Annotated in this window: 29 protein-coding genes; 12 read left to right on the top strand and 17 right to left on the bottom strand. The window is 64.0% G+C overall.

All coding sequences use genetic code 11. From position 1 onward, the window contains the following. The first annotated feature begins 43 nt into the window (after positions 1-43). Entirely contained in the window at positions 44-526 is a 483-nt protein-coding gene (gene bfr / locus AC2TC0_RS04295; RefSeq protein ID WP_484716243.1) for a bacterioferritin, read from the top strand. A 65-nt stretch (positions 527-591) separates the two neighbouring features. On the opposite strand, the gene AC2TC0_RS04290 is transcribed toward bfr, so the two are convergent. The 6 genes from AC2TC0_RS04290 to panB all read right to left on the bottom strand — a co-directional run bounded on the left by AC2TC0_RS04290 (position 592) and on the right by panB (position 5,755). Further along, on the bottom strand, positions 592-1,014 hold the full coding sequence (locus AC2TC0_RS04290) for an Hpt domain-containing protein (RefSeq protein ID WP_484716242.1): 423 nt from the start codon (positions 1,012-1,014) through the stop codon (positions 592-594). Positions 1,015-1,078: 64 nt separating this feature from the next. Further along, positions 1,079-1,297 carry a sulfurtransferase TusA family protein gene (locus AC2TC0_RS04285; protein WP_484716479.1) on the bottom strand — a complete coding sequence of 73 codons (219 nt, stop codon included), beginning with the start codon at positions 1,295-1,297 and terminating at the stop codon, positions 1,079-1,081. Between the two features lie 15 nt (positions 1,298-1,312). Continuing rightward, the gene (gene der, locus AC2TC0_RS04280) at positions 1,313-2,686 is read right to left on the bottom strand and encodes a ribosome biogenesis GTPase Der (RefSeq protein WP_484716241.1); all 1,374 of its coding nucleotides are present in this window, start codon (positions 2,684-2,686) and stop codon (positions 1,313-1,315) included. A 23-nt stretch (positions 2,687-2,709) separates the two neighbouring features. Next, a complete protein-coding gene (locus AC2TC0_RS04275) occupies positions 2,710-4,056 on the bottom strand; it encodes an outer membrane protein assembly factor BamB family protein (RefSeq protein ID WP_484716240.1) in 1,347 nt (448 codons plus the stop codon). Then, the gene (locus AC2TC0_RS04270) at positions 4,046-4,777 is read right to left on the bottom strand and encodes a tetratricopeptide repeat protein (RefSeq protein WP_484716239.1); all 732 of its coding nucleotides are present in this window, start codon (positions 4,775-4,777) and stop codon (positions 4,046-4,048) included. The genes AC2TC0_RS04275 and AC2TC0_RS04270 overlap by 11 nt, the downstream gene beginning before the upstream one ends. Positions 4,778-4,891: 114 nt before the next feature. Then, the gene (gene panB, locus AC2TC0_RS04265; RefSeq protein WP_484716238.1) at positions 4,892-5,755 is read right to left on the bottom strand and encodes a 3-methyl-2-oxobutanoate hydroxymethyltransferase; all 864 of its coding nucleotides are present in this window, start codon (positions 5,753-5,755) and stop codon (positions 4,892-4,894) included. A gap of 127 nt (positions 5,756-5,882) precedes the next feature. Between panB and AC2TC0_RS04260 the strand changes: the two genes are divergently transcribed. From AC2TC0_RS04260 to AC2TC0_RS04250, 3 genes are read left to right on the top strand one after another with little or no spacing between them, the layout of a single operon-like run. Beyond that, on the top strand, positions 5,883-6,305 hold the full coding sequence (locus AC2TC0_RS04260) for a hypothetical protein (protein ID WP_484716237.1): 423 nt from the start codon (positions 5,883-5,885) through the stop codon (positions 6,303-6,305). A 2-nt stretch (positions 6,306-6,307) separates the two neighbouring features. Then, the gene (locus AC2TC0_RS04255; RefSeq protein ID WP_484716236.1) at positions 6,308-6,679 is read left to right on the top strand and encodes a hypothetical protein; all 372 of its coding nucleotides are present in this window, start codon (positions 6,308-6,310) and stop codon (positions 6,677-6,679) included. 3 nt (positions 6,680-6,682) lie between these two features. Further along, complete coding sequence (locus tag AC2TC0_RS04250) at positions 6,683-6,904, top strand: helix-turn-helix transcriptional regulator (protein ID WP_484716235.1); 222 nt, start codon at positions 6,683-6,685, stop codon at positions 6,902-6,904. Here the strand turns inward: AC2TC0_RS04250 and AC2TC0_RS04245 are convergent. From AC2TC0_RS04245 to AC2TC0_RS04235, 3 genes are read right to left on the bottom strand one after another with little or no spacing between them, the layout of a single operon-like run. Next, positions 6,876-7,925 (bottom strand): glycerophosphodiester phosphodiesterase, encoded by a 1,050-nt coding sequence (locus tag AC2TC0_RS04245; protein WP_484716234.1) that lies wholly within the window; start codon positions 7,923-7,925, stop codon positions 6,876-6,878. The genes AC2TC0_RS04250 and AC2TC0_RS04245 overlap by 29 nt on opposite strands. Positions 7,926-7,968: 43 nt before the next feature. Further along, a complete protein-coding gene (locus AC2TC0_RS04240) occupies positions 7,969-8,313 on the bottom strand; it encodes an ArsC family reductase (RefSeq protein WP_484716233.1) in 345 nt (114 codons plus the stop codon). Beyond that, positions 8,310-9,002: a Crp/Fnr family transcriptional regulator gene (locus AC2TC0_RS04235; protein WP_484716232.1), complete on the bottom strand. Its 693-nt coding sequence runs from the start codon at positions 9,000-9,002 to the stop codon at positions 8,310-8,312. The genes AC2TC0_RS04240 and AC2TC0_RS04235 overlap by 4 nt, the downstream gene beginning before the upstream one ends. Positions 9,003-9,232: 230 nt before the next feature. Here AC2TC0_RS04235 and AC2TC0_RS04230 point away from each other — a divergent pair, with 230 nt between their 5' ends. Continuing rightward, a complete protein-coding gene (locus AC2TC0_RS04230; RefSeq protein WP_484716231.1) occupies positions 9,233-10,606 on the top strand; it encodes a class II 3-deoxy-7-phosphoheptulonate synthase in 1,374 nt (457 codons plus the stop codon). A gap of 25 nt (positions 10,607-10,631) precedes the next feature. Here the strand turns inward: AC2TC0_RS04230 and AC2TC0_RS04225 are convergent, their stop codons facing one another. Next, on the bottom strand, positions 10,632-12,119 hold the full coding sequence (locus tag AC2TC0_RS04225) for a M28 family peptidase (RefSeq protein ID WP_484716230.1): 1,488 nt from the start codon (positions 12,117-12,119) through the stop codon (positions 10,632-10,634). A gap of 58 nt (positions 12,120-12,177) precedes the next feature. Continuing rightward, a complete protein-coding gene (locus AC2TC0_RS04220) occupies positions 12,178-12,990 on the bottom strand; it encodes an HpcH/HpaI aldolase/citrate lyase family protein (RefSeq protein ID WP_484716229.1) in 813 nt (270 codons plus the stop codon). A 68-nt stretch (positions 12,991-13,058) separates the two neighbouring features. Here AC2TC0_RS04220 and AC2TC0_RS04215 point away from each other — a divergent pair, with 68 nt between their 5' ends. After that, a complete protein-coding gene (locus AC2TC0_RS04215) occupies positions 13,059-13,979 on the top strand; it encodes an SPFH domain-containing protein (protein WP_484716228.1) in 921 nt (306 codons plus the stop codon). A gap of 2 nt (positions 13,980-13,981) precedes the next feature. Further along, complete coding sequence (locus AC2TC0_RS04210; protein ID WP_484716227.1) at positions 13,982-14,428, top strand: NfeD family protein; 447 nt, start codon at positions 13,982-13,984, stop codon at positions 14,426-14,428. On the opposite strand, the gene AC2TC0_RS04205 is transcribed toward AC2TC0_RS04210, so the two are convergent. Together AC2TC0_RS04205 and AC2TC0_RS04200 are read right to left on the bottom strand one after the other, a co-directional pair. After that, entirely contained in the window at positions 14,425-14,946 is a 522-nt protein-coding gene (locus AC2TC0_RS04205; RefSeq protein ID WP_484716226.1) for a GNAT family N-acetyltransferase, read from the bottom strand. The two genes, AC2TC0_RS04210 and AC2TC0_RS04205, sit on opposite strands and share 4 nt — an antisense overlap. A 17-nt stretch (positions 14,947-14,963) precedes the next feature. Then, positions 14,964-15,845, bottom strand: a complete 882-nt coding sequence (locus AC2TC0_RS04200) for a metal-dependent hydrolase (protein ID WP_484716225.1) — start codon at positions 15,843-15,845, stop codon at positions 14,964-14,966. A 75-nt stretch (positions 15,846-15,920) separates the two neighbouring features. On the opposite strand from AC2TC0_RS04200, the gene AC2TC0_RS04195 reads away from it, so the two are divergent. The 5 genes from AC2TC0_RS04195 to sppA all read left to right on the top strand — a co-directional run bounded on the left by AC2TC0_RS04195 (position 15,921) and on the right by sppA (position 22,028). Beyond that, positions 15,921-16,529, top strand: a complete 609-nt coding sequence (locus AC2TC0_RS04195) for a TetR/AcrR family transcriptional regulator (protein ID WP_484716224.1) — start codon at positions 15,921-15,923, stop codon at positions 16,527-16,529. A gap of 163 nt (positions 16,530-16,692) precedes the next feature. Then, entirely contained in the window at positions 16,693-17,730 is a 1,038-nt protein-coding gene (obgE, locus tag AC2TC0_RS04190; RefSeq protein ID WP_484716223.1) for a GTPase ObgE, read from the top strand. Between the two features lie 240 nt (positions 17,731-17,970). Continuing rightward, complete coding sequence (gene proB / locus AC2TC0_RS04185) at positions 17,971-19,077, top strand: glutamate 5-kinase (protein WP_484716222.1); 1,107 nt, start codon at positions 17,971-17,973, stop codon at positions 19,075-19,077. After that, positions 19,074-19,988, top strand: coding sequence for an SDR family oxidoreductase (locus AC2TC0_RS04180; RefSeq protein WP_484716221.1), 915 nt, complete (start codon positions 19,074-19,076; stop codon positions 19,986-19,988). The genes proB and AC2TC0_RS04180 overlap by 4 nt, the downstream gene beginning before the upstream one ends. Before the next feature lie 75 nt (positions 19,989-20,063). Beyond that, positions 20,064-22,028: a signal peptide peptidase SppA gene (sppA, locus tag AC2TC0_RS04175; RefSeq protein ID WP_484716220.1), complete on the top strand. Its 1,965-nt coding sequence runs from the start codon at positions 20,064-20,066 to the stop codon at positions 22,026-22,028. On the opposite strand, the gene AC2TC0_RS04170 is transcribed toward sppA, so the two are convergent. The 4 genes from AC2TC0_RS04170 to AC2TC0_RS04155 are packed head-to-tail and all read right to left on the bottom strand — an operon-like array spanning position 22,025 to position 25,066. Beyond that, entirely contained in the window at positions 22,025-22,927 is a 903-nt protein-coding gene (locus AC2TC0_RS04170) for an alpha/beta fold hydrolase (protein WP_484716219.1), read from the bottom strand. The two genes, sppA and AC2TC0_RS04170, sit on opposite strands and share 4 nt — an antisense overlap. 9 nt (positions 22,928-22,936) lie before the next feature. Continuing rightward, positions 22,937-24,265: a hypothetical protein gene (locus tag AC2TC0_RS04165; RefSeq protein WP_484716218.1), complete on the bottom strand. Its 1,329-nt coding sequence runs from the start codon at positions 24,263-24,265 to the stop codon at positions 22,937-22,939. Continuing rightward, complete coding sequence (locus AC2TC0_RS04160) at positions 24,262-24,450, bottom strand: hypothetical protein (RefSeq protein ID WP_484716217.1); 189 nt, start codon at positions 24,448-24,450, stop codon at positions 24,262-24,264. Before AC2TC0_RS04160 ends, AC2TC0_RS04165 begins: the two co-directional genes overlap by 4 nt. Then, on the bottom strand, positions 24,440-25,066 hold the full coding sequence (locus AC2TC0_RS04155; protein ID WP_484716216.1) for a trimeric intracellular cation channel family protein: 627 nt from the start codon (positions 25,064-25,066) through the stop codon (positions 24,440-24,442). The genes AC2TC0_RS04160 and AC2TC0_RS04155 overlap by 11 nt, the downstream gene beginning before the upstream one ends. Positions 25,067-25,073 lie beyond the last annotated feature (7 nt).

Here is a 25,073-nt window from a genome sequence, read left to right as displayed (position 1 = left end):
GGCGCTATGACCCTGCGCATTACATATCAGCAGGACAGGTCAGATGAAGGGCGACGCCAAGGTAATCGAGCTGCTCAACGAGACGCTCAAGAATGAACTCACAGCAGTCAACCAGTACTGGTTGCATTACCGGATGCTCGACAATTGGGGCGTGGCCAAGCTGGCCGCGTTTGAGCGGCACGAATCCATCGACGAGATGAAGCACGCCGACAAGCTGGCCGAGCGTATCTTGTTTCTGGGGGGGCTGCCCAATTTCCAGTTGCTGGGTCGGCTGCGCATCGGTGAGACGGTCGAGGAAATATTGAAGGCCGACCTCGAGCTGGAATATGAAGCGCTGGATCAACTCAAGGGCGCGATTGTCCACTGCGAAAATGTGCAGGATTTTGTGAGCCGTGAGCTGTTTGCGCACATCCTTGCCAGCGAGGAAGAGCATGTCGACATGCTGGAAAAGCAGTTCGATCTGATCGAGCGCATGGGTATTGCCAATTACATCCAGCTCAATTCAGAGCATGCCGGGTCGGAATAATCCCCGTATTGTCGTCCCGGACTTGATCCGGGACGACGATAGAAGGGCTGGAACTTGCGTGGAGGTTAAGCCGCAAAACCCTTCGCGCGTCCGAAGCCGGTTACCGGGCGGCGCTGAACCAGCGGGTTGGTTTCGGCCTCTAGCGCGTCGAGCGTCGCGTTGAACAGCGAGCGCAGGCCGACAACCTTGGGCAGATATTCCTCGGGCGACACCCGCATTTCGACGCAGCGGCGCGCGAAGGTTTCGATATCTTCCGCCAGCAGCGCCAGCGTTTCGGCTCCGAATTGGCGCGACTCGCCCTTCAATGTGTGCGCCGGCATTACTAGTCCGCGCGCATCGCCTTCACGCATCGCATTTTCGATGGCGAGCACTGATTTGGTTCCATCCTCGCGGAAATAGCCGAGAATGCGAACAAAGGCCGCCCCCAGCTGCGCGCGTGAGGCGCGATATTCGTCCCAATCAATCAGCGTCTGGTCCTGATCCGTCATCACAATAGCCCTTGGACCGCTACGGTCCTGCCACCCGTCATGGCAGCGATGCGTAAAAAAGCGGTTACGGGCAGGTTAGCGTGGGAGGGAGCTGCGCCGCACGGATGTGCCAGATCGGGCCATCGCGGCGGACCGACAGCTGCCAGCCGTGCAGCGCGGCCAGCGCCGCCGCTTCGCCTTCTGCCTTGGGATCGTCAGCCAGCAGCAACGCTTCGCTATGCTCGCGCATTGTTTTCGCAAGCCGCAAGGCGGGCCAAGGGCAACGCATGCCGCGCGCATCCACGGTCACCACCTTTGCTCAATCCTCGTCAAACGGATTGCGGCTGTTGCGGAAGTTAAGGCGGATAGGCACGCCTTCAAAGCCCAGCTCGCGGCGCATGCCGTTGGTCAGATAGCGCTGGTAACTTTGCGGCAACAGGTCGGTGCGCGATCCGAAGATGATAAAGGTCGGCGGCCGCGTTCGCGCCTGCGTCATATAGCGCAGCTTGATTCGTTTCCCGCCAGGCGCAGGCGGCGGATTGGCGTCGCGCGCACGTTCGAACCAACGGTTCATCTTGGCCGTCGAAACCCGCTGTGACCAGATGGCACGCTGTTCGAAGGCGACGCGCAGCAGCACATCAATACCCTTGCCCGTCGCGCCCGACACGGTGAGCAGCGGCACACCGCGGATCTGGGCCAACCCTTCCTCGAGCGCCGCCCGCACGCCGTTGAACAGGCTGCTCGCATTTTCAGCGACGTCCCACTTGTTGAGCGCGACGATCAGCGCGCGCCCCTCATCAAGTACGCGGTCGGCGATGCGCAGATCCTGTGCTTCCAGCCCCTTGGTTGCATCGAGCAGCAGCACAACCACCTCGGCAAAATCGATGGCGTGCAGCGCGTCGGCGACCGACAGCTTTTCCAGCTTTTCCTGAACTTTGGCGCGTTTGCGCATGCCGGCGGTGTCGAACAGCTGAATCTCGCGCACCTGGCCTTCGCCGTCGGTCCATTGCCATTCGACGCGGATGGAATCGCGCGTGATCCCCGCCTCGGGTCCTGTAATCAGCCTGTCCTCGCCGATGATACGGTTGATCAGCGTCGATTTGCCAGCGTTGGGCCGCCCGACAATGGCCAGCTTCAGCGGAGCACTATCATCCTCTTCGTCGGACTGCGGCGCATCATCCTCGTCCTCCGGCGGCTCGACATGAGGCCGCAGCGCGTCGAACAGATCGACCACGCCTTCGCCATGTTCGGCGCTCAAGGGGATAGGATCGCCAAGGCCCAGCGCATAGGCCTCAAGCACCCCCTGCTCGCCCGCCTTGCCTTCGGCCTTGTTGGCGACCAGCACCACCGGCGTCGCCTGGCTGCGCAACCAACGCCCGATTTCTTCGTCGAGCGGGGTCAGCCCGGCGCGGGCATCGATCATGAACAGCGCGACGTCGGCGTCCTGTACGGCCTTTTCGGTCTGCGCACGCATCCGGCCGGGCAGGCTGGCCGGATCTTCCTCTTCAAATCCGGCGGTGTCGACGATCAGGAATTTAAGGCCGAGGAGGTCAGCATCGCCCTCACGCCGGTCACGCGTCACGCCCGGCTGGTCATCGACCAGCGCCAGCCGCTTGCCAACCAGCCGGTTGAACAATGTGGATTTGCCGACATTGGGGCGGCCAATGATGGCCACACGGGCCTGCCGCGCCATGGTTTATTCCCTCTTCAGGCGATTCAGCGCCACGCCGTAATCCGCCCGCTGTCGTCGAGCAGATACAGGACGCCGCCCGCCACGATCGGCGGCTGCGACAGGGGCGACTTCAATTCCTGGGTTGCGGCGATGCTCCCATCTTCGGGCAGCACTTCGGCCAGCTGGCCTTCGGTGTTGACCAGGATCAGCCGCCCGCCCGCGAGCACCGGTCCGGTCCAGCGGATTGGACCTTCCTTGTCTTCCTCGTCGCGAAAGCGAGCGAGTTGCCCAATCCAGCGGACTTTGCCGGTGGCGCGGGCGATGCACAGCAGTTTGCTGTCATCGGTCACCGCGTAAATCCACTCGCCCGCCACCCACGGTGTGGAAATGCCGGCAATCGAAATTTCCCAACTGCGCTGCCCGGTCAGCAGTTCATAGGACGCCATGCGCCCACCCTGCCCCAGCGCAAAGACGCGGCCACGGTCGATCACCGGGTCGGCGTCCACATCGGTCAGCGTTGCCACCGACAGGGCCATGCTGGTCCGCGCCAGCGCATCATCCCACAGATCGCGCCCGTTTTCATAGCGATAGGCCTGAACCTCGCCCGAAGAATAGCCCGCCACGATGGTACCCTGTCCGGCGGCGGGGGAGCCTGCACCAAACACGCTGCCTGCCTGGAGCGAGGCCGATGCCTGCCACTGCACCGCGCCATCGGCGGCGGACAGCGCAATAATCTGGTTGTCCTGCGTCATCGCATAAACGCTGCCGAAAGCCACCGTCGGGGCACCCCGCAGCGGGCCGGCCGGTTTGACCTTCCACAGCACCGCTCCGGTTTCGGCATTTATCGCCGCGACGTCACCCACCCCACTGGTAGCGTAGACAAAGCCGCCATCCGCCGCGACGCCGCCGCCAAACAGCGAATCGGCAAAGTCGCGCCCGTCCGACCCGATGCTGACGCGCCACAACGCTGCGCCGGTGTCAGCGGCAAAGCCATGCACCTGTGCGTCAGTGCCAATGACGAACAACCGTCCGCCCGCCACCACTGGCGGCGAGGCGAGCCGCACCTTGTTGCTGTTACCCGCGATGCTGGCCGACCAGATTTGCGTCCGGCTGTTGCCCAGCGCGACATGCCCCATCGACTTCGACGCATTGCCACCCGATTGCGGCCAGTCGGCATTGGCCTGCGCATCGGGGACCAGCACGGCCTGCCCCGCGATGGTCGGATCGAGTTTCACGCTGGCATCGTTCGACAGGATCGACACGCGGTTGCCGATGGTCGGCGTCTTGGGGCCGCCGTCGCCGCCGCCGAGCACGCCGCATCCCGCCAGCGGAACCGCCGCTAGCATCACCGCACTCAGTCGCCACATCATCCCGCGATGCTTATTTTGCATTCTGTCCGTCCTTCTGTGCCGCCGTCGAGGCACGGTCCTCGACCGCGTCGACGCCCAGCATGCCCGCCATTTGAATGGTGCGCGATTGCAGCGCCGGCGGGATGTCTTTGATCTTGGCTATTTTTGCATAGAGGTCGCCGGCCTGATCAAACCGGCCCGCCTGATAATGGGCAATGGCCGTCAGCTCAGCCGCGCTAGGGTACCAGGCAGAAACGGGGTCGGTGCTTCCGACAATCGGCGCCAGCCGCGCAATGACGACTTCCGGCTTCAGCATGTCAAATTCCAGTGCGGTCTGGCGGATCAGCGCCATGTCGCGGATCGACTGGTCTACGGCCGTGTCGGCGGCAACCGCAGCCAGCAACGCGGCGGCGGCTTTTCGATCGCCCTCGGCGGCGCGCAAATTGGCGAGCTGGATGGTGGCGGCGGCACGATAGGCAGGGGTGGCGTCGGCCTTGATGGCGTCGAGCGCGGCGCGTGCACCCTTGGTGTCGCCGCCCTTCAGCTTGTCGAACGCAGCGACCAGCGCTTCGCCCTTTTCTCCGGCGGCTGCAAGCTGCTGGTTCTGCCAGAACAGAAAGCCGCCGAAGCCCAGCAGCCCGGCAACGACTAGCGCGATGATCCAGCGGCCATAACGGCGCGCAAAATTGTCGAGCGCATCTTTGCGGACGGCGTCATCGACTTCCTGCAACAGGGCGGCGTTGGCGGGGGGCCGGGTGGCCAAGGCTGGTCTCCAATATCTCTTCGGTCGCTGCCGCGGCAGCGCGTGGCCCGTGTCCATAGCGAGCGCCCCCGCAAAGGCCAAGCCTTTCGCGGGGGCAGTCGGCCCTTGCAGAGGTCAATCGCGGTACAGTTGTTGCTCGGTCGGAAATGAACGCGCCCTGACTTCGCCGGCATAGTCGGCGACCGCGCCGGTCACCACCGCCGCCATATCCTGATAGCGCTTCACAAATTTGGGCACGCGGTCGAACATGCCCAGCATATCGTCGGTCACCAGGACTTGCCCGTCGCACTGCGCCGACGCGCCGATACCGATGGTGGGGCAAGGGACGCGCTGCGTGATTTCAATGGCAATCGATTCCATGACGCCTTCGATAACCAACGCAAAGGCCCCCGCTTTGGCGACCGCTACTGCATCTTCGACAATCGCACGCGCTTCTTCCTCGCTCTTGCCGCGCACGCCATAGCCGCCCAGGATGTTCACCGCCTGCGGGGTCAGCCCGACATGGCCCATCACCGGAATGCCGCGCTGCGTCAGGAATTCGATTGTCGGGGCAATCACTTTGCCGCCCTCCAGCTTGACCCCTGCCGCACCGGTTTCCTTGAGCAATCGCGCTGCATTGGCAAAGGCTAGTTCGGGCGAGGCTTCATAGGAGCCGAAAGGCATGTCGACGATGACCGCGGCATGATAGCTGCCGCGCACCACCGCCGCGCCGTGCAGCGCCATCATCTCCATCGTCACTGCGACGGTGTGCGGCAGGCCGTAAATCACCTGCGCCAGCGAATCGCCCACCAGCAGCATGTCACAATGCGGGTCGCACAGCTGCGCCATGCGCGCAGTATAGGCGGTCAGCATGACCAGTGGATCGCCGCCCTTGCGCTGGCGGATGCGCGGCACGGTCAGCCGCTTCATCGGCTGCGGCATCGGGTTGGCACGGCTCGTCGAGGTGTCGAGCGTCAGCGTTTTGGGAAGCGTGGACATGGGCGCTGGCTTTAGCGGGGAAAGGTACGCGGCAAAAGGGCGGATGCAGCCTTGTGTGAGTTCTGCTTGACTCTATGTTAGATATTATTAACATTGAGTCGCATTCAACGAACATTGGAGCAAGGTAATGACATTCCGTGAAAAGACGCACTGGGTGGCGCTGGTGGTGATGGTTGCCGCCTTTGGCTGGTTCTTCATCCATTCGCACACGGTGCTGCCGCGCGGGCCCGAGCATTTGGCAGCGAGCGGCGGGCTGCTGACTATCAGCACCATCGGTATCATCATTGCCATGTCGATCATCATCGGCTTCATCGCCGCACGCAATCCCAGCGAGGCGCACGCCGCCGCAGACGAACGCGAGCGCACGATCCACTGGCGCGGCACCCATTATGCCTATTATCCGGCGGTGCTGGGGATGTGGCTGTGCATCTGGCTGATCTTCAGCGGCTTTGACCGCGTAACGCTGCTTTACAGCCTGCTCGGCGTTGTCGTGTTCGCCGAGATCATTCGCATCTGCGCGCAGCTTTGGCTCTATCGGAAGGGAGCATGATCATGACCTTACGTGAAAAAGCAGCCTGGGCCGGGCTGATCGGCACACAGGGCCTGTATGCGCTGTGGTTCCTTGAGTGGCTGCCCATAGGCGCACCCTTGCTGCTGCTGGTGCATTTCCTGTTGTTGGCGCTGGTGCAAGTGCTGCTAGCCGCACGCCACGGGGCCGAGGGCGCTGACGAACGCGACCGCCAAATTGCGGCGCAAGCGGCAGCCATTGGTTTCTTCGTGGCGATTGGCGGGCTGGCCTTTGCCGTGCTGATGCTCGGCTTTGGCACATCACCCGCCACGCTGACGCTGGTGCTTGTCGCGGGCTTCGCGCTCGCCGACCTGAGCCGCTATGGCACCCAGTGCCTGCTCTATCGGGCGGACTGAGCCATGGCGCTGCCCTTTACCAACGACATCCGCACGCTGCGCTTTCTGTCTGGCGAAATGACGCAGGCAGAGCTCGGCGAGCGCGTCGGTGTCACCCGCCAAACCATCGCGGCCATCGAGCAGGGCAAATATTCGCCCAGCCTGGAGGTCGCGTTCCGCATCGCCGCGGTGTTCGGCAAGCCGCTCGACAAAGTGTTTATTTGGGGCGCGCCGCCAACCCGCTGACCGCCGCCGCCGCTTCGGTCACATTATCACTGAACAGGCCATCGATACCGGTGGCGAGGAAGGCCCGGATTTCCGCCACCAAATCACCGGCGTTGCGGGGGTCCGGGCCGCTGCGATGATCGGCGGGCAGGAAATAATTTTCGCGGCGAAACGTCCAGACATGGACGGCGAGCCCTGCCTTGTGCGCGTCGGCAACCAGCGCGGTTGGGGTAGCCAGGCGGCCGTCGGCGCCGCGCGGAATTACCATGGCTTTGGCGACGCCAACACCATTGGCATAGACCGCAATCTGCTTCAGCCCGTCGGGTTTCGCCATATCGCCATAGGCAATGGCCGGGCGGTCGGCTGGCCCGCCAGCGTCCGCCATCAACTGAATCAAGCGCAATTTGGTGCGCCCGCGCAGCTCGATGAGGTTGCCGATTTCAAAGCTTTGGATGAACACTGGTGCCGTCGCATCACGGTGCCCGAAGCGCTCGAGCGCCGCAAGCAATGGTTCCTGATGGGCAAGGCCAATGCTGGCGAAATAGCTGGGATGCTTGGTTTCGGGATAGACGCCAATCACGCGCCCGCGCTTTTTCCCTTCATCGCGCGCCAGCGCCAGCACCTCGTCAAAGGTTGGGATTTCATATTGCCCGTCATAAGCAGTATTCGCCCCGCGCAATTGCGGCAGCCGCTCTTTGGCGCGCAGCATTTTGAGTTCGGCGAGCGTAAAGTCCTCGGTAAACCAGCCGGTAAAGCTCTCACCGTCAATCACCTTGGTTGCCTTGCGCGCTGCAAATTCCGGGCGATCAGCGACGTCGGTGGTCTCCGAAATCTCATTCTCGTGCCGCGCCACCAGCACGCCGTCTTTGGTCAGCACCAGATCGGGTTCGATGAAATCCGCGCCCTGCTCGATGGCAAGGCTGTAGGCCGCCAGCGTATGTTCGGGGCGCTCGCCCGACGCGCCGCGATGCGCGATAACGATGGGTTTGGCAGCGGCGGTCATGGGCAGCAGCAGGGCGAGCAAGATGAGCAGGAAGCGCATCCTGCGCGCCTTGCATCTGCACATGACAGATGCAAGACGGCGCTCACACCAGGCGCGCCGCCCATTCGCCTTCCTTAAAGCCGACCAGCAGCCCGCCAGGATATTCTACCACCGGCCGCTTGATCATCGCCGGTTCGGCCAGCATGAGCGCGCTGGCTTTGGCGGCGTCCAAATCGGCCTTGGCATCATCCGTCAATTTGCGGAACGTCGTGCCACTCTTGTTGAGCAGCACGTCCCAGCCGAGCGTCGCAACCCAGCCGTTCAGCCGCGCGCCATCCAGCCCGTCTTTACGGAAATCGTGGAAGCGGTGGGGAATGGCCGCCGCGTCGAGCCACCGCCGCGCCTTCTTTACCGTGTCGCAATTCGGTATCCCGTAAACCGTGATCATGCCGCTCCGCCCGCCACCAGCCCCGATTGGGCTGCGCGGGCATTGGCATCGCCCAGCTTGCTGCGCAAGGCCTGGGCAAAGCCATCTTGCAAGACTGCCCGCGCCGCCGGATTGGCCGCGAGAAAGGCGCGCAGCCGCTCGGCCGGCACAAACCACAGCCGCGCATTGGTGATGAGGCGCACGGTGGCGGTCGCACTGCCGCCGTCAACGACCGTGGCTTCGCCGATCAAGTCGCCCGCGGTGCATTGCCCTACGTTCACTTCGTCGCGGACCACCTCTGCGGCACCTGCCGCGATGAAGAACAGGCATGGCGCGGCCTGTGCCTGATGGATGAGCACATCACCGCGCGACGCTTCGATCCAATGCCCTTCATCGATCAACCGGCGTGCGGTGACCGGCTCGAGCCCGCCAAAATGCGCCTCGCGCAGCGCCGCGTCATCCGAAGTGAACCGCACATCGGCGCGCTTGAGCGCTCCCAGCGCATATTTGAGCAACATGGCCACAACGAGCAGGCTGAACAGCAGGGCATAGGATGGCCGGTCGATTACGAAAATACTGGTGGCAACGCCAAACAGCGCGCCCAGGCCGAACAGCATCGAACGCACTGGCTCGCGTGTGGCCAATACCGCCGCGATAAGCAGCAATATGCCAACGTGGCCCAACCACGCTCCATCCGCCAGCCAATTCATCTCATCCTGCCCGTTCTGTTTTTTCTCAGGCGCGACCCGGTGTTCAGCTTAACCCAAAGCCAGTCGATTTCCCATAGCAAGAAATCTTGTTTCACGGTGACGCAGATTTGGCGTAACGATCGCGCTGGATGACGGCATTATAGGAAACGGCGCGGCCTTTGACTTGCCTTATCGCTGCCACCGCGCCATGGGGCTGCCCCCATTGCCGTGACAATTTGGACTGAAACAAGATGACGCAACCTTGGCAACCGCACAGCTGGCGTAACCACGAAGCCCGGCATTTGCCGGCCTATCGCGACGCAGCCGCACTCGCCGCAGCCGAACGCGAGCTGGGCAATTATCCACCATTGGTGTTTGCGGGCGAGGCGCGTGACCTGACGCGCGAATTGGCACGCGTGGTCGAGGGCAAGGCGTTCCTGCTCCAGGGCGGCGATTGTGCCGAAAGCTTTGCCGAATTTCACCCCAATAATATCCGCGACACCTTTCGCGTGCTGCTGCAAATGGCGGTGGTGCTGACCTTTGCGTCTAAGCTGCCGGTGGTGAAGGTGGGGCGCATGGCGGGCCAATTCGCCAAGCCGCGGTCGAGCGATGTTGAAGTGCAGGGCGATGTGTCGCTGCCCAGCTATTATGGCGACATCATCAACGATATCGCCTTCGATGCTGCCGCGCGCGAGCCCGAGCCGCAGCGCATGGTCAAGGCGTACAGCCAGTCGGCGGCGACGCTCAATCTGCTGCGTGCTTTTGCGAACGGCGGCTATGCCAATTTGCATCAGGTCAACAGCTGGACGCATGATTTCATGGGCCGCAGCCCATGGGCGAAGAAATATCAGGAAACCGCCGGGCGCATTTCCGAAGCGCTCGCCTTCATGGAAGCGTGCGGGGTGACGCCGGAAACCGTGCCGCAAATCAAGGGCACCAGCTTCTTCACCAGCCATGAGGCGCTGCTGCTGCCCTATGAACAGGCGTTGACGCGGCAGGATTCGCTGACCGGCGGCTGGTACGACACTTCGGCCCATTTCCTGTGGGTGGGCGACCGCACGCGGTTCGAGGGCAGCGCGCATGTCGAATATCTGCGCGGCATCGGCAACCCCATCGGCATGAAGTGCGGGCCTAGCCTCGAACCCGACACGCTCTTGCGCCTGCTCGATACATTGAACCCCGGCCATGTACCGGGGCGCATGACGCTGATCACCCGCTATGGCCATGATAAGATCGAGGCCGGGCTGCCCAAGCTGGTGCGCGCGGTCAAGGCGTCGGGCCATCCGGTGGTCTGGTCATGCGATCCGATGCACGGCAATGTCATCAAGGCAGCGAGCGGGTACAAGACGCGTCCCTTCGATCGCATCCTCGCCGAAGTGCGCGGCTTTTTCGCCGTGCACCGCGCCGAAGGCACGCACGCGGGCGGCATCCACGCCGAAATGACCGGACAGAATGTCACCGAATGCACCGGCGGCGCAGTGGCGATTACCGACGAAGGGCTGTCGGACCGTTATCACACGCACTGCGACCCGCGCCTGAACGCTGCGCAATCGCTCGAGCTTGCGTTCCTGCTCGCCGAAATGCTCAATCAGGAAATGAGCGAGCGGGCGAAGGTCGCGGCGTAAAAATCCTCCCCGGAACAGGGAGGATTTATTTGCCCGCCCAGCGCTTGATGCTGCCGAATGCCCGCGCCAGTGCAACGTGCAGGTCGGCATCTTCGGCGGCACCGCCGAGCGGGTAGGGCTGACCAGGCTGGTCGGCGGGGCCGTGGTAATTGCTGCCAAGGAAGGCTTGCAGCAGCGCCATGTCCGAAAAGCTGCCGCCCGCCATCAGCGACACAACACCCTTCGCCCCGAACGCCCAGCCGTCCTGCCGCTGGACAAAGGCATCGGCCTCGCCGTCGGTATCGAGCTTGCGCCCCAGCTTGGTCGCGACTTCGGCAACCAGCGCATCATGCGGAACCGAACCGCGTCCGATGGTCGCGACCGGCGTCCCGCGCGGGCTGATGGCAATGGTATCGATGTTGAGCGCGACGGTAATGTCGGTCAGCGGCACCACTGGATTGTCGGCAAAATGATAGGCGCCCAGCAGTCCGCTTTCCTCCGCCGTGGTGGCGAGGAAATAGATGTCGCGGTCGGGCCGCGCGCCCTGTCCCAGCCTTTTCGCCACCTCGATCATCACCGCAATGCCGCTGGCGTTATCGACCGCACCGTTGCAGATGCGGTCCGGCGCACCTTCGGGGCGGCATATACCCAGATGGTCCCAATGCCCCATAATGACGATCGCTTTGCCATCGGGTTTGGCACCCGGCAGCTTGCCAATGATATTGTGGCTGTCGAAGGCTCGGATCGCGGTTGATGCGGTCAGGTCGGCGCGGATGCCCAGATCGCGCATCATGAAATCGGGACTTTTGGCCGCAGCGCGCAAATCATCCGATTTTTCGCCTGCACGCGTCACCAGCGTGTCGAAGGCGGTGGGGGCGAGGAAACCGCTGACCCCCGGGCCGCTCGCCGCATTGGTGCCCAGCGTCACATTGGCGTTCATCAACGCACCCTTAAGCTGCGCCCAGGGCAGGCTTTCGCCAGCGACCACCAGCACCGCCGCCGCGCCCGCTTCACCCAGCAACCGCCGCCGGTCGCGATAGCGCGGCAGGTTGGTGCCAAAAGGCACATTGTCGAACAGCATGACGGCGATCTTGCCGCGCACGTCGGCGGCGACCTTGCCGGTCGCATCGACGCCATAGCCGACAAAAACGACCGGCAAATCTTTGAGCTCGGCGCTGGCGGTGCGACTGGTCAACAAAATACCATCGTCTTCCAGCGCAATGGCGCGGCCATCGCGGCGAAAGCTGGCGGTTCCGCCCAGATTTTTGGATTCGACCAGCGGTACCGGTTGCAGCCACGGCGTCGCGCTGCCCGGCACCGGGACCAGACCCGCCTTGGCCCATTCGCCCGTAATATAGGCGATGGTTCGATATTCGCCGGTTGTCCCCGGCGCGCGCCCCTCGAAAATATCGCTGGCAAGGATGTCGATATGCGCGGCGAGTTCGGCCTCGGTAACCGGCTTGTCGGACTGCGCAGCGGCAATGGGGACAAGGGCGAAGGCCGCAGCGGCGGCAAGCAAAGCGCGTGTGATCATGGCGCGCAGCGTTGCCACGCGCTCGGCGTCAGCGCAAGATGCGCGCCAGCAGCGCGGGTCAGCTCGTTTGGCGCGCCAACAGCGCGCGGGCCTGCGCCACGTGCATATCCTCGATCATCCGCCCGCGAAAACGCTGCGCACCGCCGGTCGCGGCGGCGATAATGGCTTCGGCTTCCTCGATCTCGGCGGGCGTGGGCGCAAAGGCGGCATTGCAGGGATCGACCTGCGACGGATGCACCAGCGTCTTGCCATCGAAGCCCAGTCGTCGACCTTCGGCGGCCTCGGCGGCGAAGCCCGCAGCATCGTCGATGGCGTTATACACCCCGTCAAACACCAGCTTGCCGCCCGCGCGCGCCGCCAGCACGATCGTCTGGATGGCCAGGGTCATCGCGCCGCGGTCGGTGACGTCAGGGAGCTTCAATTCGATGGCGAGGTCATTGAGCCCCGCCACCAGCGCCGCGACGCTGGCATGCGCGGCAATATCGCGCGCGGCAAAAACCCCCGCCGGGCTCTCGATCATGGCGAACAGCGGTTTGCCGAGCGCGGCGGGCGCGGCAAGTTCGCCAGGCGCATCCACCTTGGGCACCACAATGGCGTCGCATACGACCCCAACCATTGCCGCAAGGTCCGCCGCCTGTTCGGGATGCCCGTGCGCATTAATCCGCGCCGCGACGCGCTTGCCGGGATACCCCATGGTCAAGGCTGCGCGCATCGCATCGCGCGCCTCGGCCTTGCGGTCGGCCGGGACCGAATCTTCAAGGTCGATAATCAGCATGTCGGCGGCCAGCCCGCGCGCCTTTTCCAGCGCGCGCGCATTGGCAGCGGGGACGTAGAGCAGCGAGCGCGGCGGTGGGGCAAAATTAACCGTCATGTCCGAATATGCTTGGCGCGCGTCACCGCACTTGGCAATGATACACGGTAATCAACAGGGGATAATCCATGGAATATTTCGTTCTGGTGCTGCTGGGTCTGGCCATCATCTTCCTGATGATGGGCGTCACCGTGGTCCGGCAGGGTTTTGTCTATACCATCGAACGCTTTGGCCGCTTCACCCACGCAGCGCAGCCCGGTTTCAACTTCATCATTCCGTTCGTCGATCGCGTCGGGCGCAAGGTGAATGTGATGGAACAGGTGCTCGACATTCCGGGGCAGGAAATCATCACCAAGGACAACGCCATGGTCGCGGTCGATGGCGTGGTCTTCTTCCAAGTCCTCGACGCGCCGAAGGCAGCCTATGAGGTTAGCGACCTCTATCTGTCGATCATGAACCTGACGACCACCAACTTGCGCACGGTGATGGGGTCGATGGACCTCGACGAAACGCTGTCCAAGCGCGACGAGATCAACGCGCGCCTGCTGCACGTGGTTGACGATGCGACGACGCCGTGGGGCGTGAAAATCACCCGCGTCGAGGTGAAGGACATCCGCCCGCCCGCCGATATCAGCAATGCGATGGCGCGGCAGATGAAGGCCGAGCGCGAAAAACGCGCGACGATCCTCGAATCCGAAGCCGCGCGGCAGAATGAAATCAACCGCGCCGAGGGTTTGAAGCAGGCACAGATTTTGGAGGCCGAAGGGCGCCGCCAGTCGGCCTTCCTCGACGCCGAAGCGCGCGAACGCGCCGCACAGGCTGAAGCCACCGCGACGCGGCTGGTGTCCGACGCCATCGCCGGCGGCGATGCGAAAGCGATCAATTACTTCATTGCACAAAAATATGTCGAAGCCGTGGGCCAATTTGCCACGTCGCCCAATGCCAAGACGATCTTGTTCCCGGTCGAGGCCACCCAGTTGATCGGCACGCTGGGCGGCATCGGCGAGATTGCCAAGGATGCTATCGGCAAAATGGGTGAGGGGCGTTGAACATGAACGGTTGGCTCGAAGGGATGGATCCACACTGGTTCTGGCTGTCAATCGGGCTCGCGCTCGGCGTGCTCGAAATGCTGCTGCCGGGCTTTTTCCTGATCTGGCTGGCGGGCGCAGCGATCATTACCGGGCTGATCGCGTGGGTGCTGCCCATCCCCTTCGCGGGGCAAATCGCACTATTCGCTGTGCTGTCGATTGTGGCGGTGTTCTGGGCACGCAAATATATGAAGGACAACCCCATCGAAACCACTGACCCGCTGCTCAACCAGCGCGGGGGCCGCTATGTCGGCGAAGTGGTGACATTGGTCAGCGCGATTCAGGACGGGCGCGGTCGGGCCAAGATCGGCGACGGCGAATGGCCGGTGCGCGGGCCTGATGCGGCCGCCGGTGCCAAGGTACGCGTGGTCAGCGCCGAAGGCGGGATATTGGTGGTAGAGCTGGCTTAAGGCCGCACCCGCGCCCACACATTGACCGGGTCGGGCTCCATGACATGGTGCCCGATCACCGCGAACCCCAGCTTCGTCGCTACCGCTTCGGATGCGCGGTGGCCGGGGTTGATGATGCAGCGGATTTCGGGCGCGGCGAGGTTCGCATCGGCCCAGGCGATCACCGCCATCATCGCCTCGGTTGCCAGCCCCTGCCCCCAATGGTCGGCATCCAACGCCCAGCCCGCCTCGGGCACGCCTTCAAGCAGCGGCACACCGCGCGCAAAGTAAGACAGGCCACCCATACCGATGAGCCGGTCGCTCGCCCTGTCGGCGAACACCCAATAGCCGAAGCCCATCACCGGCCACAGCCCGGCGGCGGCGAGGAATTTGCTCCAGCTCAATGTTTCGTCGCGCGGCTCGCCGCCGATGAAGCGCGTGACCCGCGTATCGGCCCACATCGCGACATGGTCAGCTTTATCGGATAGACGCTGCGCACGCAGCCGCAGGCGCGGGGTTTCAAGGGTTGGCGGGATCATCCACCGCGCCTAATCGCTCAGGCCGCTTTTGCCAACTCCACGCTCGACGGCATTTTGGCGTCGGCATAGTCGCTGTCATACTTGCCGATCAGCGCGCGGTCGTCGTGGTTCCACGGGTGGAAACCGGGCAGGAAATAGGCTGCCCACGGCACGAAAATCCGGCGCAGCAGCCCCGGATTGCCCAGCATGTACCAAGCAATCCGGGCGTTGACGCGCCAGCCGGTCAGGCCATCCTGCTTCAGCAATGCCTTCATGCCTTTGATGCGCTTGGCCCAGAACATGACCGTGATGATCAGCATCAGCCGCGTCTTGACGCTCCAGCGTTTCCAGCGCGACCAATGCTTGGTGGCGTGCAGCCAGGTATCATAGGCGACGCCCTTATGCTCAATCTCCTCGATCGCGTGCCAGCGCCACATATCCGCCCAGTCGGGGTCGGCCCCGTCGAAGATCGACGGGTCTTTGAGAAACAATTGCGCCAGCACCGCGGTATAATGTTCAAGCGCAATGGTCGCGGCCAGATTAATGATCGCCGGCCGTTCCTTGATCAGCGCCATAATATGATCGACATCGGCCTGCAGCGGCGAAAGATCATAGCCGGTTTCGGCGATCTTGCGGTTGAACACCACATGTTCGCGGCTGTGGATCACCTCTTGCTGCACAAAGGCGCGGATTTCGCCTGCCAGCTTCGGCGGCACGCCATCGCGGTGCGCCTTCACCGCTTCGATGAACATGGCTTCGCCTTGCGGAAAGGTCACCGACAATGCGGTGAACAGCGAAGAGCCGATGGGATCGCCGCCCAGCCACCAGCGCTTTTGCTTTGCCTCGCGGCCAAAGCGGATGTCGCGCGGCGTAATGGCGAGGTCGGCGGGGGTGGGCGAGATTTTCGAAAGGCTGGACATTATGACATTCCAAGCGAAAAGGGAGTCGGGAGCAATCAGTTTTGCGGCCAAAGGATTAACGGGTAACTTACATAGATGTCAATAGTTGAACTCGCCCCACGCAAACGTCTGTCGCCCGAGGAAAGCCGCGGGCAGGCGCTAGTCGCGGCGCGCGACATTTTGCTCGAGGCCGGGCCGCAGGCGGTAACATTGAAGGCCGTCGCGGCGCGCATCGGCCGCACGCACGCCAATCTACTGCACCATTTCGGCAGCGCCGCCGGGCTGCAAAAGGACCTTGCCGGATTCCTGACCGAAGGCGTGTGCGCGACGATCGCCGAAACGATGCGCGCCAGCGAGCTGGGGCACCGCGACGTCCGCGCGATCGTCGATATGGCATTCGACGCCTTTGACCAGGGCGGCGCGGGTGCGTTGGCAAGCTGGATGCTGCTTACCGGCAACGACGACGCGCTGGATCCCGTTGTCGCGGCAATCCATCGGCTGATCGACGATCTGACCCCCGATGCCGACGAAAAACGGCTGATGCGCGAAGACACGCTGGTGCTGGTGCTGATGGCGCTGGGTGATGCACAGATGGGCGCGCCAATGGCCGCGGCGCTGGGCCTGCCGCGCGACACCTCGCGCACGCTGGCCTGCGAGTTAATCGAAGGACGCATTGCGAAGTTTCACGCGGCCAAGACCGACTAGGCCAGCTGCCAGACTCGCGTTTTCTGTGAACCTCGCCTAAGGAAGCCGCCAATCCCTCTCCGTTCCTGTCGAGCGTAGTCGAGACACCCCGAAGGCGCGCATGACTTCACGGCCTCTCGACTTCGCTCGAGGTGAACGGGAATATGGCAACAGATAGGCCTCCATGCATTTCCTCGATCAAGCCAAGATTTTCGTGAAGTCCGGTGACGGCGGCCCCGGTGCCGTCGCCTTCCGGCGCGAAAAGTTCATCGAATATGGCGGTCCCGACGGCGGCAACGGCGGCAAGGGCGGCGACATTATTTTTGAAGCGGTCGAGGGTCTCAATACCCTCATCGACTTCCGCTATACCCAGCATTTCAAGGCGCCGCGCGGCACCCCCGGCGCCGGGCGCAACCAGACCGGCGCGGGCGGCGATGACATTGTTATCAAAGTGCCGGTTGGCACGCAGGTGCTGGCCGATGACGAAGAACGCACGCTGCTGCTCGACCTGACCAAACCCGGCGAGCGCGTGCGCTTCCTGCGCGGCGGCGACGGCGGGCGTGGCAACGCCAGCTATAAGTCGAGCACCAACCGGGCGCCGCGCCAGCACGGCCCGGGCTGGCCGGGCGAGGAATGCTATGTCTGGCTGCGGTTGAAGCTGCTCGCCGATGCGGGCCTCGTCGGCCTGCCCAATGCGGGCAAATCAACCTTCATCAACGCGGTCAGCAATGCCGGGGCCAAAGTCGGCGCCTATGCCTTCACCACCACGCGTCCCCAATTGGGCGTGGTCAGCCACCGGGGGCAGGAATTTGTCGTCGCCGACATTCCGGGCCTGATCGAAGGCGCGGCCGATGGCGCGGGCATCGGCGACCGCTTTCTCGGCCATATCGAACGCTGCCGCGTGCTGCTGCATCTGGTCGATGCCAATGATGAGGATGTTGCCTCAAGCTACCACATCGTCCGCGACGAGCTCGACGCCTATGGCGCGGGGCTGACCGACAAGCCGGTGGTGGTTGCGCTCAACAAGGTCGACACATTGGACGCCGAACTCATCGCCGCGCTGTCGGCGGAACTGGCAGAGGCGAGCGGCGCACCGGTGTTCGCGCTGTCGGGCGCGAGCGGTGCGGGCATCCCGGCTGTGCTGGACGCGTTGCAGGACGCGATTTTCGGCGACAAGGATGACGGCACCGGCGAAAGCATCGGCGAATGGTCGCCGGTTTGATCGATACGGTAGACGGCCTCTGCCGATTTCGCTTTCCTACATCGACACAGCTTTCTAGCAATGCAGTCCCATGACACCCGCTTTGCGCCCGCTTGACGCTCAATTTTGCGCCCCGACACCATCAAACTGGAGCGCGATAGAGGGGGGGTATAGCTTCTACTTTCTGAGAATTCGGCCATTCTTGACCGGTCCGCCAAGGTGCCGGATCGCCGATGACCGCAGGCAACCACCCGCGCCACAATGACCCTGTTCCCACCCCGCACCATGCCGCGCCTGATTGTGAAAATCGGGTCGGCGCTGCTTGTCGACGATGCGGGCACAGTCAGACGCGCCTGGTTGGAGGGGGTGGTGGATGACATCGCCGCCCGGATCCGCGAAGGCCAGCAGGTGGCGGTGGTATCCTCCGGGGCAATTGCGCTGGGCGCGCGGCGGTTGAACCTGCCCAAGGGCGGGCGCGCGAGCCTGGAAGATGCGCAGGCGGCGGCGGCCACCGGGCAGATTGCGCTGGCGGGCGTGTGGGCCGAGTTGCTCGCCGCCGAAGGGATGACGGCGGCACAGATGCTGGTCACGCTGGATGATCTGGAGGACCGGCGGCGTTATCTGAATGCCAGCGCGACGCTGGACCGGCTGCTGTCGCTTGGCGTCGTGCCGGTTATCAACGAGAATGACAGCGTCGCGACCGAGGAAATCCGCTTTGGCGACAATGACCGGCTCGCCGCGCGCGTGGCGCAGGCGGCCGGGGCAAGCGGCGTCATTCTGCTGTCCGACATCGACGGTCTTTATGACCGCAACCCCGCCGATCCTGCCGCGCAGCATATCGCGCGCGTCGAGCGAATCGACAGTGCCATTGAAGGCATGGCCGACAATCGTTCGGCCAGCGGCATGGGGTCGGGCGGGATGGTGTCCAAAATCGCCGCCGCGCGCATCGCCGCGAGCGCCGGATGCGATCTGGCGATTGTTTCGGGGCGGATCGAGCGGCCGCTTTCCACACCCGCGCGCCACACCTTGTTTGTCGCCGAGCGCGGCGCCACCGCGCGCAAGGCCTGGCTTGCTGGCGGGCTCACCGCCAAGGGGCGGCTGACCATTGACGCGGGTGCAGCCAAGGCGCTGCGGGGCGGCGCGAGCTTGCTTGCCGCCGGAGTAACCGCCATCACCGGCCAGTTCGAGCGCGGCGATGTCTTGGAAATCGACGGGCCCGATGGCCATCCGATTGCGCGCGGCCTGTCCGAATATCCGGTGCGCGATGCCATCCGCATCAGGGGGCTGGGCCGCGACGCGCAGGAAGCCGCGCTCGGCTATGCCCCGCGCAGCGCGCTGGTGCACCGCGACCATCTGGTGCTGCTGTGACCATCGCCATTACCGGCGCGACGGGATTTGTCGGCAGCCATGTGCTTGACGCGGCGTCAGTCACGGGCGTCCCCGTCCGCGCGCTGGCGCGTCGGCAGCAGCCCGAGCGCGCGGGGGTAACGTGGATCGCAGGCGCACTCGACGATGCGGCGTCGCTCGACCAGCTTTGCGCCGGCGCAAACGCGGTCGTGCATATTGCCGGCGCAGTGAACGTGCCCGACCGCGCTGCCTTCGCCGCTGCCAACATCGCTGGTACGCAGGCGATAGTCGATGCCGCAAGGCGCGCGAAAGTCGCCCGCTTTGTCCACGTCAGCAGCCTGGCTGCCCGCGAACCCGCGCTTTCCAACTATGGCTGGTCCAAAGCCGGGGCCGAAGAGGGCGTTCGCGCCGCGCCGCTGCCGTGGGCCATCGTCCGCCCGCCTGGCGTCTATGGTCCGCGCGATCGCGACATGCTGGAACTGTTCAAAATGGCGCAAAGGGGCTTCATCCTGCTGCCGCCAGCGGGGCGTGGATCGTGGATCCATGCCACCGATTTGGCCAAACTGCTGGTCGCGCTCGCCGTAACGTCGGACTTTCCGACTGGGGCACTCTATGAGGTTGATGATGGCACCCCAGGCGGCATTTCGCACCGCGCGATGGGCGCGGCCATTGCCGCCGCCGTGGGACGCAACGGCGCGCTCAAGTTCAGCGCGCCGCGCCCGCTGCTCAAGCTGGCGGCGCATGCCGACCGGTTGTTACGCGGCGACCGCGCGAAGCTGACCCCCGACCGCGCTGCCTATATGGCGCATCCCGACTGGGTCAGCGATCCCGCCAAGCGGCCTGATCCGGCGCTATGGGCACCCGAAATCGCCTTCGCTGCGGGCCTCGCCGCCACCGCCGCCTGGTATCGCGATGCCGGATGGCTGCGCTGACGCCGGTCGGTGTGGGAGAGGTGCCGGTCGAAGCCGCCATTGCCAAGCGGCCGGGCCAACCCTAGCTATAGCACCATGAACGATATCGCTGCGCCCGCCCCTGCCTCCGTGCCGCCTTCGGCCCCCGTCCGGCGCGCGCCGCCGCCGCCGACCGACGGCGTCAGCTTTCCGCGCAAAGTGTGGCGACTGCTGGTAGCCATCAAAGACGCGCTGGCGCTCTTGTTCTTGCTGCTCTTCTTTGTGGTGCTGTTCGGCCTGCTGACGGCGCGGCCCAATGCGGCGCTGCCGGTGAGCGAGGGCGCGCTGCTGCTCAAGCTCGAAGGCGTGCTCAGCGAGCAGCCCGCCGATATCGACCCCTTTGCCACGCTGACCGGCGCGGGCGGGATGCCGGTGCGCGAATATCGCGTCCGCGATGTCGTCCACGCGCTCGAAACGGCTGCGACCGACAAGCGTGTCAAAACGGTCGTCCTCGACCTCGACAGCTTCATGGGCGGCGGCCAAGTCGCGCTCGCCGAAGTCGGCGAAGCGATCGGCAAGGTGCGCGCCGCCAAGAAGCCGGTGCTGGCCTTTGCCTCAGCCTATGGCGATGATGCCTATCAGCTTGCCGCACATGCCAGCGAAATCTGGGTCGATCCCATCGGCGGCGCGCTGATTACCGGGCCAGGCGGGACCAATCTTTATTATAAGGAATTGCTCGACAAGCTGGGCGTCACCGCCAATGTTTATCGGGTTGGCACCTTCAAAAGTGCGGTCGAGCCCTTCATCCGCAGCGACCAGTCGCCCGAGGCCGAAGCCGCTGCGCGTGCCTATGTCGACGTCATCTGGACCAAGTGGCAGGCCGATGTTGCCAAGGCACGGCCCAAGGCGAAGCTGGCTGAGTTCATCGCCAATCCGGTAGCGCCGACGCTGGCCGCGCAAGGCGATCTGGCGACCGCCGCGCTACGCGCCGGATTGGTCGACAAGATTGGCGGGCGGCTGGCGTTCGAAGCCCGCGTGGGCGAAATTGCCGGGCGGCCTGACGACAACCAGCCCTGGGCCTTCAATGCCATCGACTATGACGCGTGGCTGGCCAACAACCCCTTCCCCACCAGTGGCGCGCCCATTGCCGTCATCCCGGTGGTGGGCGAAATTGTCGATGGCGAGCAGCCCAATGGCACGGCAGGTGGTGACACCATCGCCGGACATATTCTGACGGCTATTGCGGATAGCAATGTAAAGGCCATTGTCCTGCGCGTCGATTCACCCGGCGGCTCCGTTATGGCCTCGGAACAAATCCGTCAGGCACTGCTGCGCGCCAAGGCCAAGAAGCTGCCCATCGTCGTGTCGATGGCCAATGTCGCGGCATCGGGCGGTTACTGGGTGGCCACGCCCGCCGACCGCATCTTTGCCGAACCCGACACCATCACCGGATCGATCGGGGTTTTTGGCATTTTGCCGAGCTTCGAAAAAGCCCTAGACAACATCGGCGTCGGCGCCGACGGCATCAAGACGGGGCCGCTGTCGGGTGAGCCCAACATCTTGGGCGGTGTCAGTCCCGAATTTAACCAGATGGCACAGGCCAGTGTCGAAAATATGTATGCTCGCTTCACCGGGCTGGTCGCAAATTCGCGCAAGATGGACATCGCCAAGGTCCGTGAAATTGCCGAGGGGCGCGTCTGGGCTGGGGGAACCGCGCGCCAGCTGGGGCTGGTCGACCAGTTCGGCGGGATCGGCGATGCGGTGGCTTATGCCGCCAAACTCGCCAAGGTCGAGGGCGAATTTTACCCGCTGTATTTTGAAAATGCACCCGATCCCTTTGCGCAATTTCTGGCTGCTTTTACCCAGCAAGCTGCGCCGACAACAGCCAGCGCGCCGCGCGGCTGGTTTGCGCTGGCCGGGGTCAACCGCCAGCTGATCCAGGCACGGTTGGTGCAGGATATGAGCCTGCTCGCTGCCAATCCGTCGGTGCAGGCGGCCTGCCTCGAATGTCGCGGCTGGGTGCCGGCGGTGCCGCGCACGGCGAACAAGGAAGTCAGCTGGCTGACGCGTCTGCTAGATTAAGTTGCAGCCAGGACCCCGCGCGCATGGTCGGTGATGGCGTCGGCCAGCGTATCGACCAGCGCCAACGGCAAATCATGTCCCATGCCGGGGATAGTCAGCAGCCGCGCACCGGGAATATTGTCCGCCGTGTCCTTGCCGCCCGCGAGCGGCACCAGCGGATCGTCCTCACCATGGATGACCAGCGTCGGCACCGTGATCGTCCGCAGCAGCGGCCGCCGGTCACCGTCGGCGATGATCGCGGCCATCTGGCGGGCAAAGCCCGGCGGATACCAGGCGCGATCGAAATCACGGCGCACACGCCAGTCGAGCCGTTCTTCGGTCGGCGGATAGGCCGGACTGCCGATGATGCCGGCGGCGCGCTTCATATAGGCAATCATGTCTTCGGGGTCGCCGCTGGTCGGCCGCCCGGCGAGCGCTTTCATCGCCTCCGGCTTGGCGCGCGGCAGACGGCGGTTGCCGGTGGTCGACATGACCGACGTAAGCGACAGCAACCGCTCCGGCACACGCGCAGCCACGTGTTGGGCGATCATCCCGCCCATCGACGCGCCAACAACATGCGCGCGGTTGATATCCAGCGCATCCATTAGCGCGGTGGCGTCGCTCGCCATATCGGCAATCGTGTAGGGTGATGTGGGGCGCAAGCCGAAGATCGATTTGACCACCATCCATTTGACATTGGGCACCCCCGCCGCATCGAAGCGCGTCGAATGTCCAACGTCACGATTGTCATAGCGAATGGTGCGGAACCCGCGACCGTTCAGGGCATCGATAAATTCGTCAGGCCACAGGGTAAGCTGGCCGCCCAACCCCATGATCAGAAACATGACGGGCGCATCGCGTGGCCCCTTGTCCTCATAGGTGATGGTAATGCCATTGGCGGTAACTTGCTGGGGTTGCATATTGGCCTTTCAGGCAGTGGCAGGGCGATATTCCGCCGCGTTGCTGGTGAATTGCGCATGGCCATAGCTGTGCAGCTGGCGTTTGATGCGCGCGACGAGGCGGCGGTCCGCCAGTTCGCCGATGACGGGCAGACGGCTGGCCAAGCGATAAGCCGCCATCCGGCCCATCAGCGCGAGCATGGTCGCGGCGTGAATCGCACGGTCGGCGGGCGTGACTACCACGCCAACGCTCGCCGCGCGCTCGACATCGCCATTCAGGAATGCCTGCACGAAGAATACCCGGCTGACCGACCGTTCGAGGCGGCGCATGATCCGTCCCTTCAGACTACGGTCGCCCGATAGCTCGGCCTCCATCGTCGCGCGTAGCAGGCCGCCACAGATTTTATCGTCATAGTCATAGCGCAGCGTGGCACTGCGCGTGCGCCAGATCTTAACGATCTCCTCGGGCGTGTCGGCGAGCAGATCTTCGGGCAATCCCAGCAGGAAACAGCGATACCGTGCAATCTCCACGCGCCCCCGCTCTTCTCGCGTAAAATGTTGGCGTCCCTTGCCCAGCACCTCCTGCGACAGGAAGTAAATGGGGATGAGCCCGGCAGGCATCTGGTCGAGCTGCGGGATCGGTACGCCATAGGTGGCGGCATCCCACATCCCCTCGCGCGACAACACATTGACGCGCACCATCGAATGCATCAGCCGCACCATCGCCGCCGCCTTGAACCCTGGCCCAAAGCGTTCGAGCGCACCGGGAAGTGTGGTGGTGGCAAAGAAGGTCGCGGTTTCCTTTACCCGGCGCGCGGCAGTGGCGTGGCTCAATGTCCCGGTGAGCGCCATCGGCAGCGCACTATATTTGTTGAGGAAAGTAGCGATGAACGCGCCGCGGATCAGGAAGGGCGAAAGGTTGGCCGTAGCGTTGCGCTCATAGGCCGCGCCTTCGGCTACCAGTTGCATGTCCACCCAGTCGGGCCGTGCCTCCATCTCGGCAATTAATGCGGCAAGTTCGGGCGGGGCATCGGGGACAGCCTCGACCCCCTTGTCGCAGGCGGCCACCAGCATATCGACGGTCTGGCGGAACCCCAGCGCACGCGTGAGCGCGGCATAGGCGTCACCCGCCCGATCGCCCAACATCGTATATTCGCGGATGCGCGCGGTGAGATCGGGGTCGGCCAGGTAGGGTTCGCGTGCCACACCCCTTGTGCGACCGAGTTCGGTCGTGTCCGTCGGCGCCGCCGCCCAGCGTTCGGGCGCCCGGTCGAAATCGAAACGGCCATACAGCGCGGGCAGCGCCGTCGCTTGCGCGCGCACTCGGGCGGCAATGGCGGGAAGTCTGGCGCTGGTCATCGGTCACAAGCTGCCAGATTTGGAGCGAAAGGCAAGCCGGGATGATTCGCGGAAAGCCCCAGAAAACTGCGCAACTTCACTCGGTATCGCACATATTCTGACAATGGATTGGCGGCCAGTTCGAACATGCCACGATGGAAGCACAGTGGTGCGATATAGGAAAGCGCGTTGTTTTCAATGATCATTCCCGCGATAGGCCGGGAGCGCCAGTGACCAGCGGATCGCGGCACCGCGCAAGATGAAGCCAGCCATCGCTCCCGCCACTGCGGCGACGGGCAAAGTGGTGCCGATCCAAAGCAGTAACAAGAACAGCCCCGACGCAAGCGCCGCCGCTGTCACATAAATTTCGGGCCGCACGATGATCGACGGCACGCCCGCGAGCAAATCGCGGATGATCCCGCCAACGCAGCCGGTGATCACCCCCATCAGCAGCGCTGGCACCGGCGGCACACCCCATGCTAGCGCCTTCGCCGTGCCGAACACACTGTAGGCCGCCAGCCCCACCGCATCGGCCCATTCCAGCAGCCGCCCGTCCCACCAGCGCTGCGGCGTCAGCCAAACGATCAGCGCAATCGCAATACACACCGCGGCTATCGCACCGTCCTGTACCCAGAAGACCGGTGCCCCGATCAGCAGGTCGCGCACGCTTCCCCCACCGACACCGGTGACGAGCGCGAAAAAGCTGGCGGTGACGAGGGTTTGCCGTAGGCGAACCGCCATCAAAGCGCCCGACAGCGCGAACACGCCGATGCCCGCAAGGTCGAGCAGACGGATGAGGATGATGTTGTCGAGGCCGGGCATGGCGCCC

Source organism: Sphingopyxis sp. sgz302558, from assembly GCF_057220455.1.
This window is presented reverse-complemented; position numbering and strand designations above follow the sequence as displayed.

Excerpts from the sequence above, each read along its gene's own strand:
- AC2TC0_RS04245 (WP_484716234.1), bottom strand. The coding sequence starts at position 7,925 with ATGCGCTTCCTGCTCATCTTGCTCGCCCTGCTGCTGCCCATGACCGCC.
- sppA (WP_484716220.1), top strand. The coding sequence starts at position 20,064 with ATGAACGATATCGCTGCGCCCGCCCCTGCCTCCGTGCCGCCTTCGGCC.
- AC2TC0_RS04235 (WP_484716232.1), bottom strand. The coding sequence starts at position 9,002 with ATGAATTGGCTGGCGGATGGAGCGTGGTTGGGCCACGTTGGCATATTG.
- AC2TC0_RS04250 (WP_484716235.1), top strand. The coding sequence starts at position 6,683 with ATGGCGCTGCCCTTTACCAACGACATCCGCACGCTGCGCTTTCTGTCT.
- AC2TC0_RS04225 (WP_484716230.1), bottom strand. The coding sequence starts at position 12,119 with ATGATCACACGCGCTTTGCTTGCCGCCGCTGCGGCCTTCGCCCTTGTC.
- AC2TC0_RS04260 (WP_484716237.1), top strand. The coding sequence starts at position 5,883 with ATGACATTCCGTGAAAAGACGCACTGGGTGGCGCTGGTGGTGATGGTT.
- AC2TC0_RS04165 (WP_484716218.1), bottom strand. The coding sequence starts at position 24,265 with ATGACCAGCGCCAGACTTCCCGCCATTGCCGCCCGAGTGCGCGCGCAA.
- AC2TC0_RS04205 (WP_484716226.1), bottom strand. The coding sequence starts at position 14,946 with ATGATCCCGCCAACCCTTGAAACCCCGCGCCTGCGGCTGCGTGCGCAG.
- AC2TC0_RS04155 (WP_484716216.1), bottom strand. The coding sequence starts at position 25,066 with ATGCCCGGCCTCGACAACATCATCCTCATCCGTCTGCTCGACCTTGCG.
- AC2TC0_RS04240 (WP_484716233.1), bottom strand. The coding sequence starts at position 8,313 with ATGATCACGGTTTACGGGATACCGAATTGCGACACGGTAAAGAAGGCG.
- AC2TC0_RS04210 (WP_484716227.1), top strand. The coding sequence starts at position 13,982 with ATGAACGGTTGGCTCGAAGGGATGGATCCACACTGGTTCTGGCTGTCA.
- AC2TC0_RS04290 (WP_484716242.1), bottom strand. The coding sequence starts at position 1,014 with ATGACGGATCAGGACCAGACGCTGATTGATTGGGACGAATATCGCGCC.
- AC2TC0_RS04200 (WP_484716225.1), bottom strand. The coding sequence starts at position 15,845 with ATGTCCAGCCTTTCGAAAATCTCGCCCACCCCCGCCGACCTCGCCATT.
- obgE (WP_484716223.1), top strand. The coding sequence starts at position 16,693 with ATGCATTTCCTCGATCAAGCCAAGATTTTCGTGAAGTCCGGTGACGGC.
- panB (WP_484716238.1), bottom strand. The coding sequence starts at position 5,755 with ATGTCCACGCTTCCCAAAACGCTGACGCTCGACACCTCGACGAGCCGT.
- AC2TC0_RS04255 (WP_484716236.1), top strand. The coding sequence starts at position 6,308 with ATGACCTTACGTGAAAAAGCAGCCTGGGCCGGGCTGATCGGCACACAG.
- der (WP_484716241.1), bottom strand. The coding sequence starts at position 2,686 with ATGGCGCGGCAGGCCCGTGTGGCCATCATTGGCCGCCCCAATGTCGGC.
- AC2TC0_RS04275 (WP_484716240.1), bottom strand. The coding sequence starts at position 4,056 with ATGCAAAATAAGCATCGCGGGATGATGTGGCGACTGAGTGCGGTGATG.
- AC2TC0_RS04195 (WP_484716224.1), top strand. The coding sequence starts at position 15,921 with ATGTCAATAGTTGAACTCGCCCCACGCAAACGTCTGTCGCCCGAGGAA.
- bfr (WP_484716243.1), top strand. The coding sequence starts at position 44 with ATGAAGGGCGACGCCAAGGTAATCGAGCTGCTCAACGAGACGCTCAAG.
- AC2TC0_RS04230 (WP_484716231.1), top strand. The coding sequence starts at position 9,233 with ATGACGCAACCTTGGCAACCGCACAGCTGGCGTAACCACGAAGCCCGG.
- AC2TC0_RS04220 (WP_484716229.1), bottom strand. The coding sequence starts at position 12,990 with ATGACGGTTAATTTTGCCCCACCGCCGCGCTCGCTGCTCTACGTCCCC.
- AC2TC0_RS04170 (WP_484716219.1), bottom strand. The coding sequence starts at position 22,927 with ATGCAACCCCAGCAAGTTACCGCCAATGGCATTACCATCACCTATGAG.
- AC2TC0_RS04160 (WP_484716217.1), bottom strand. The coding sequence starts at position 24,450 with ATGATCATTGAAAACAACGCGCTTTCCTATATCGCACCACTGTGCTTC.
- AC2TC0_RS04215 (WP_484716228.1), top strand. The coding sequence starts at position 13,059 with ATGGAATATTTCGTTCTGGTGCTGCTGGGTCTGGCCATCATCTTCCTG.
- proB (WP_484716222.1), top strand. The coding sequence starts at position 17,971 with ATGACCCTGTTCCCACCCCGCACCATGCCGCGCCTGATTGTGAAAATC.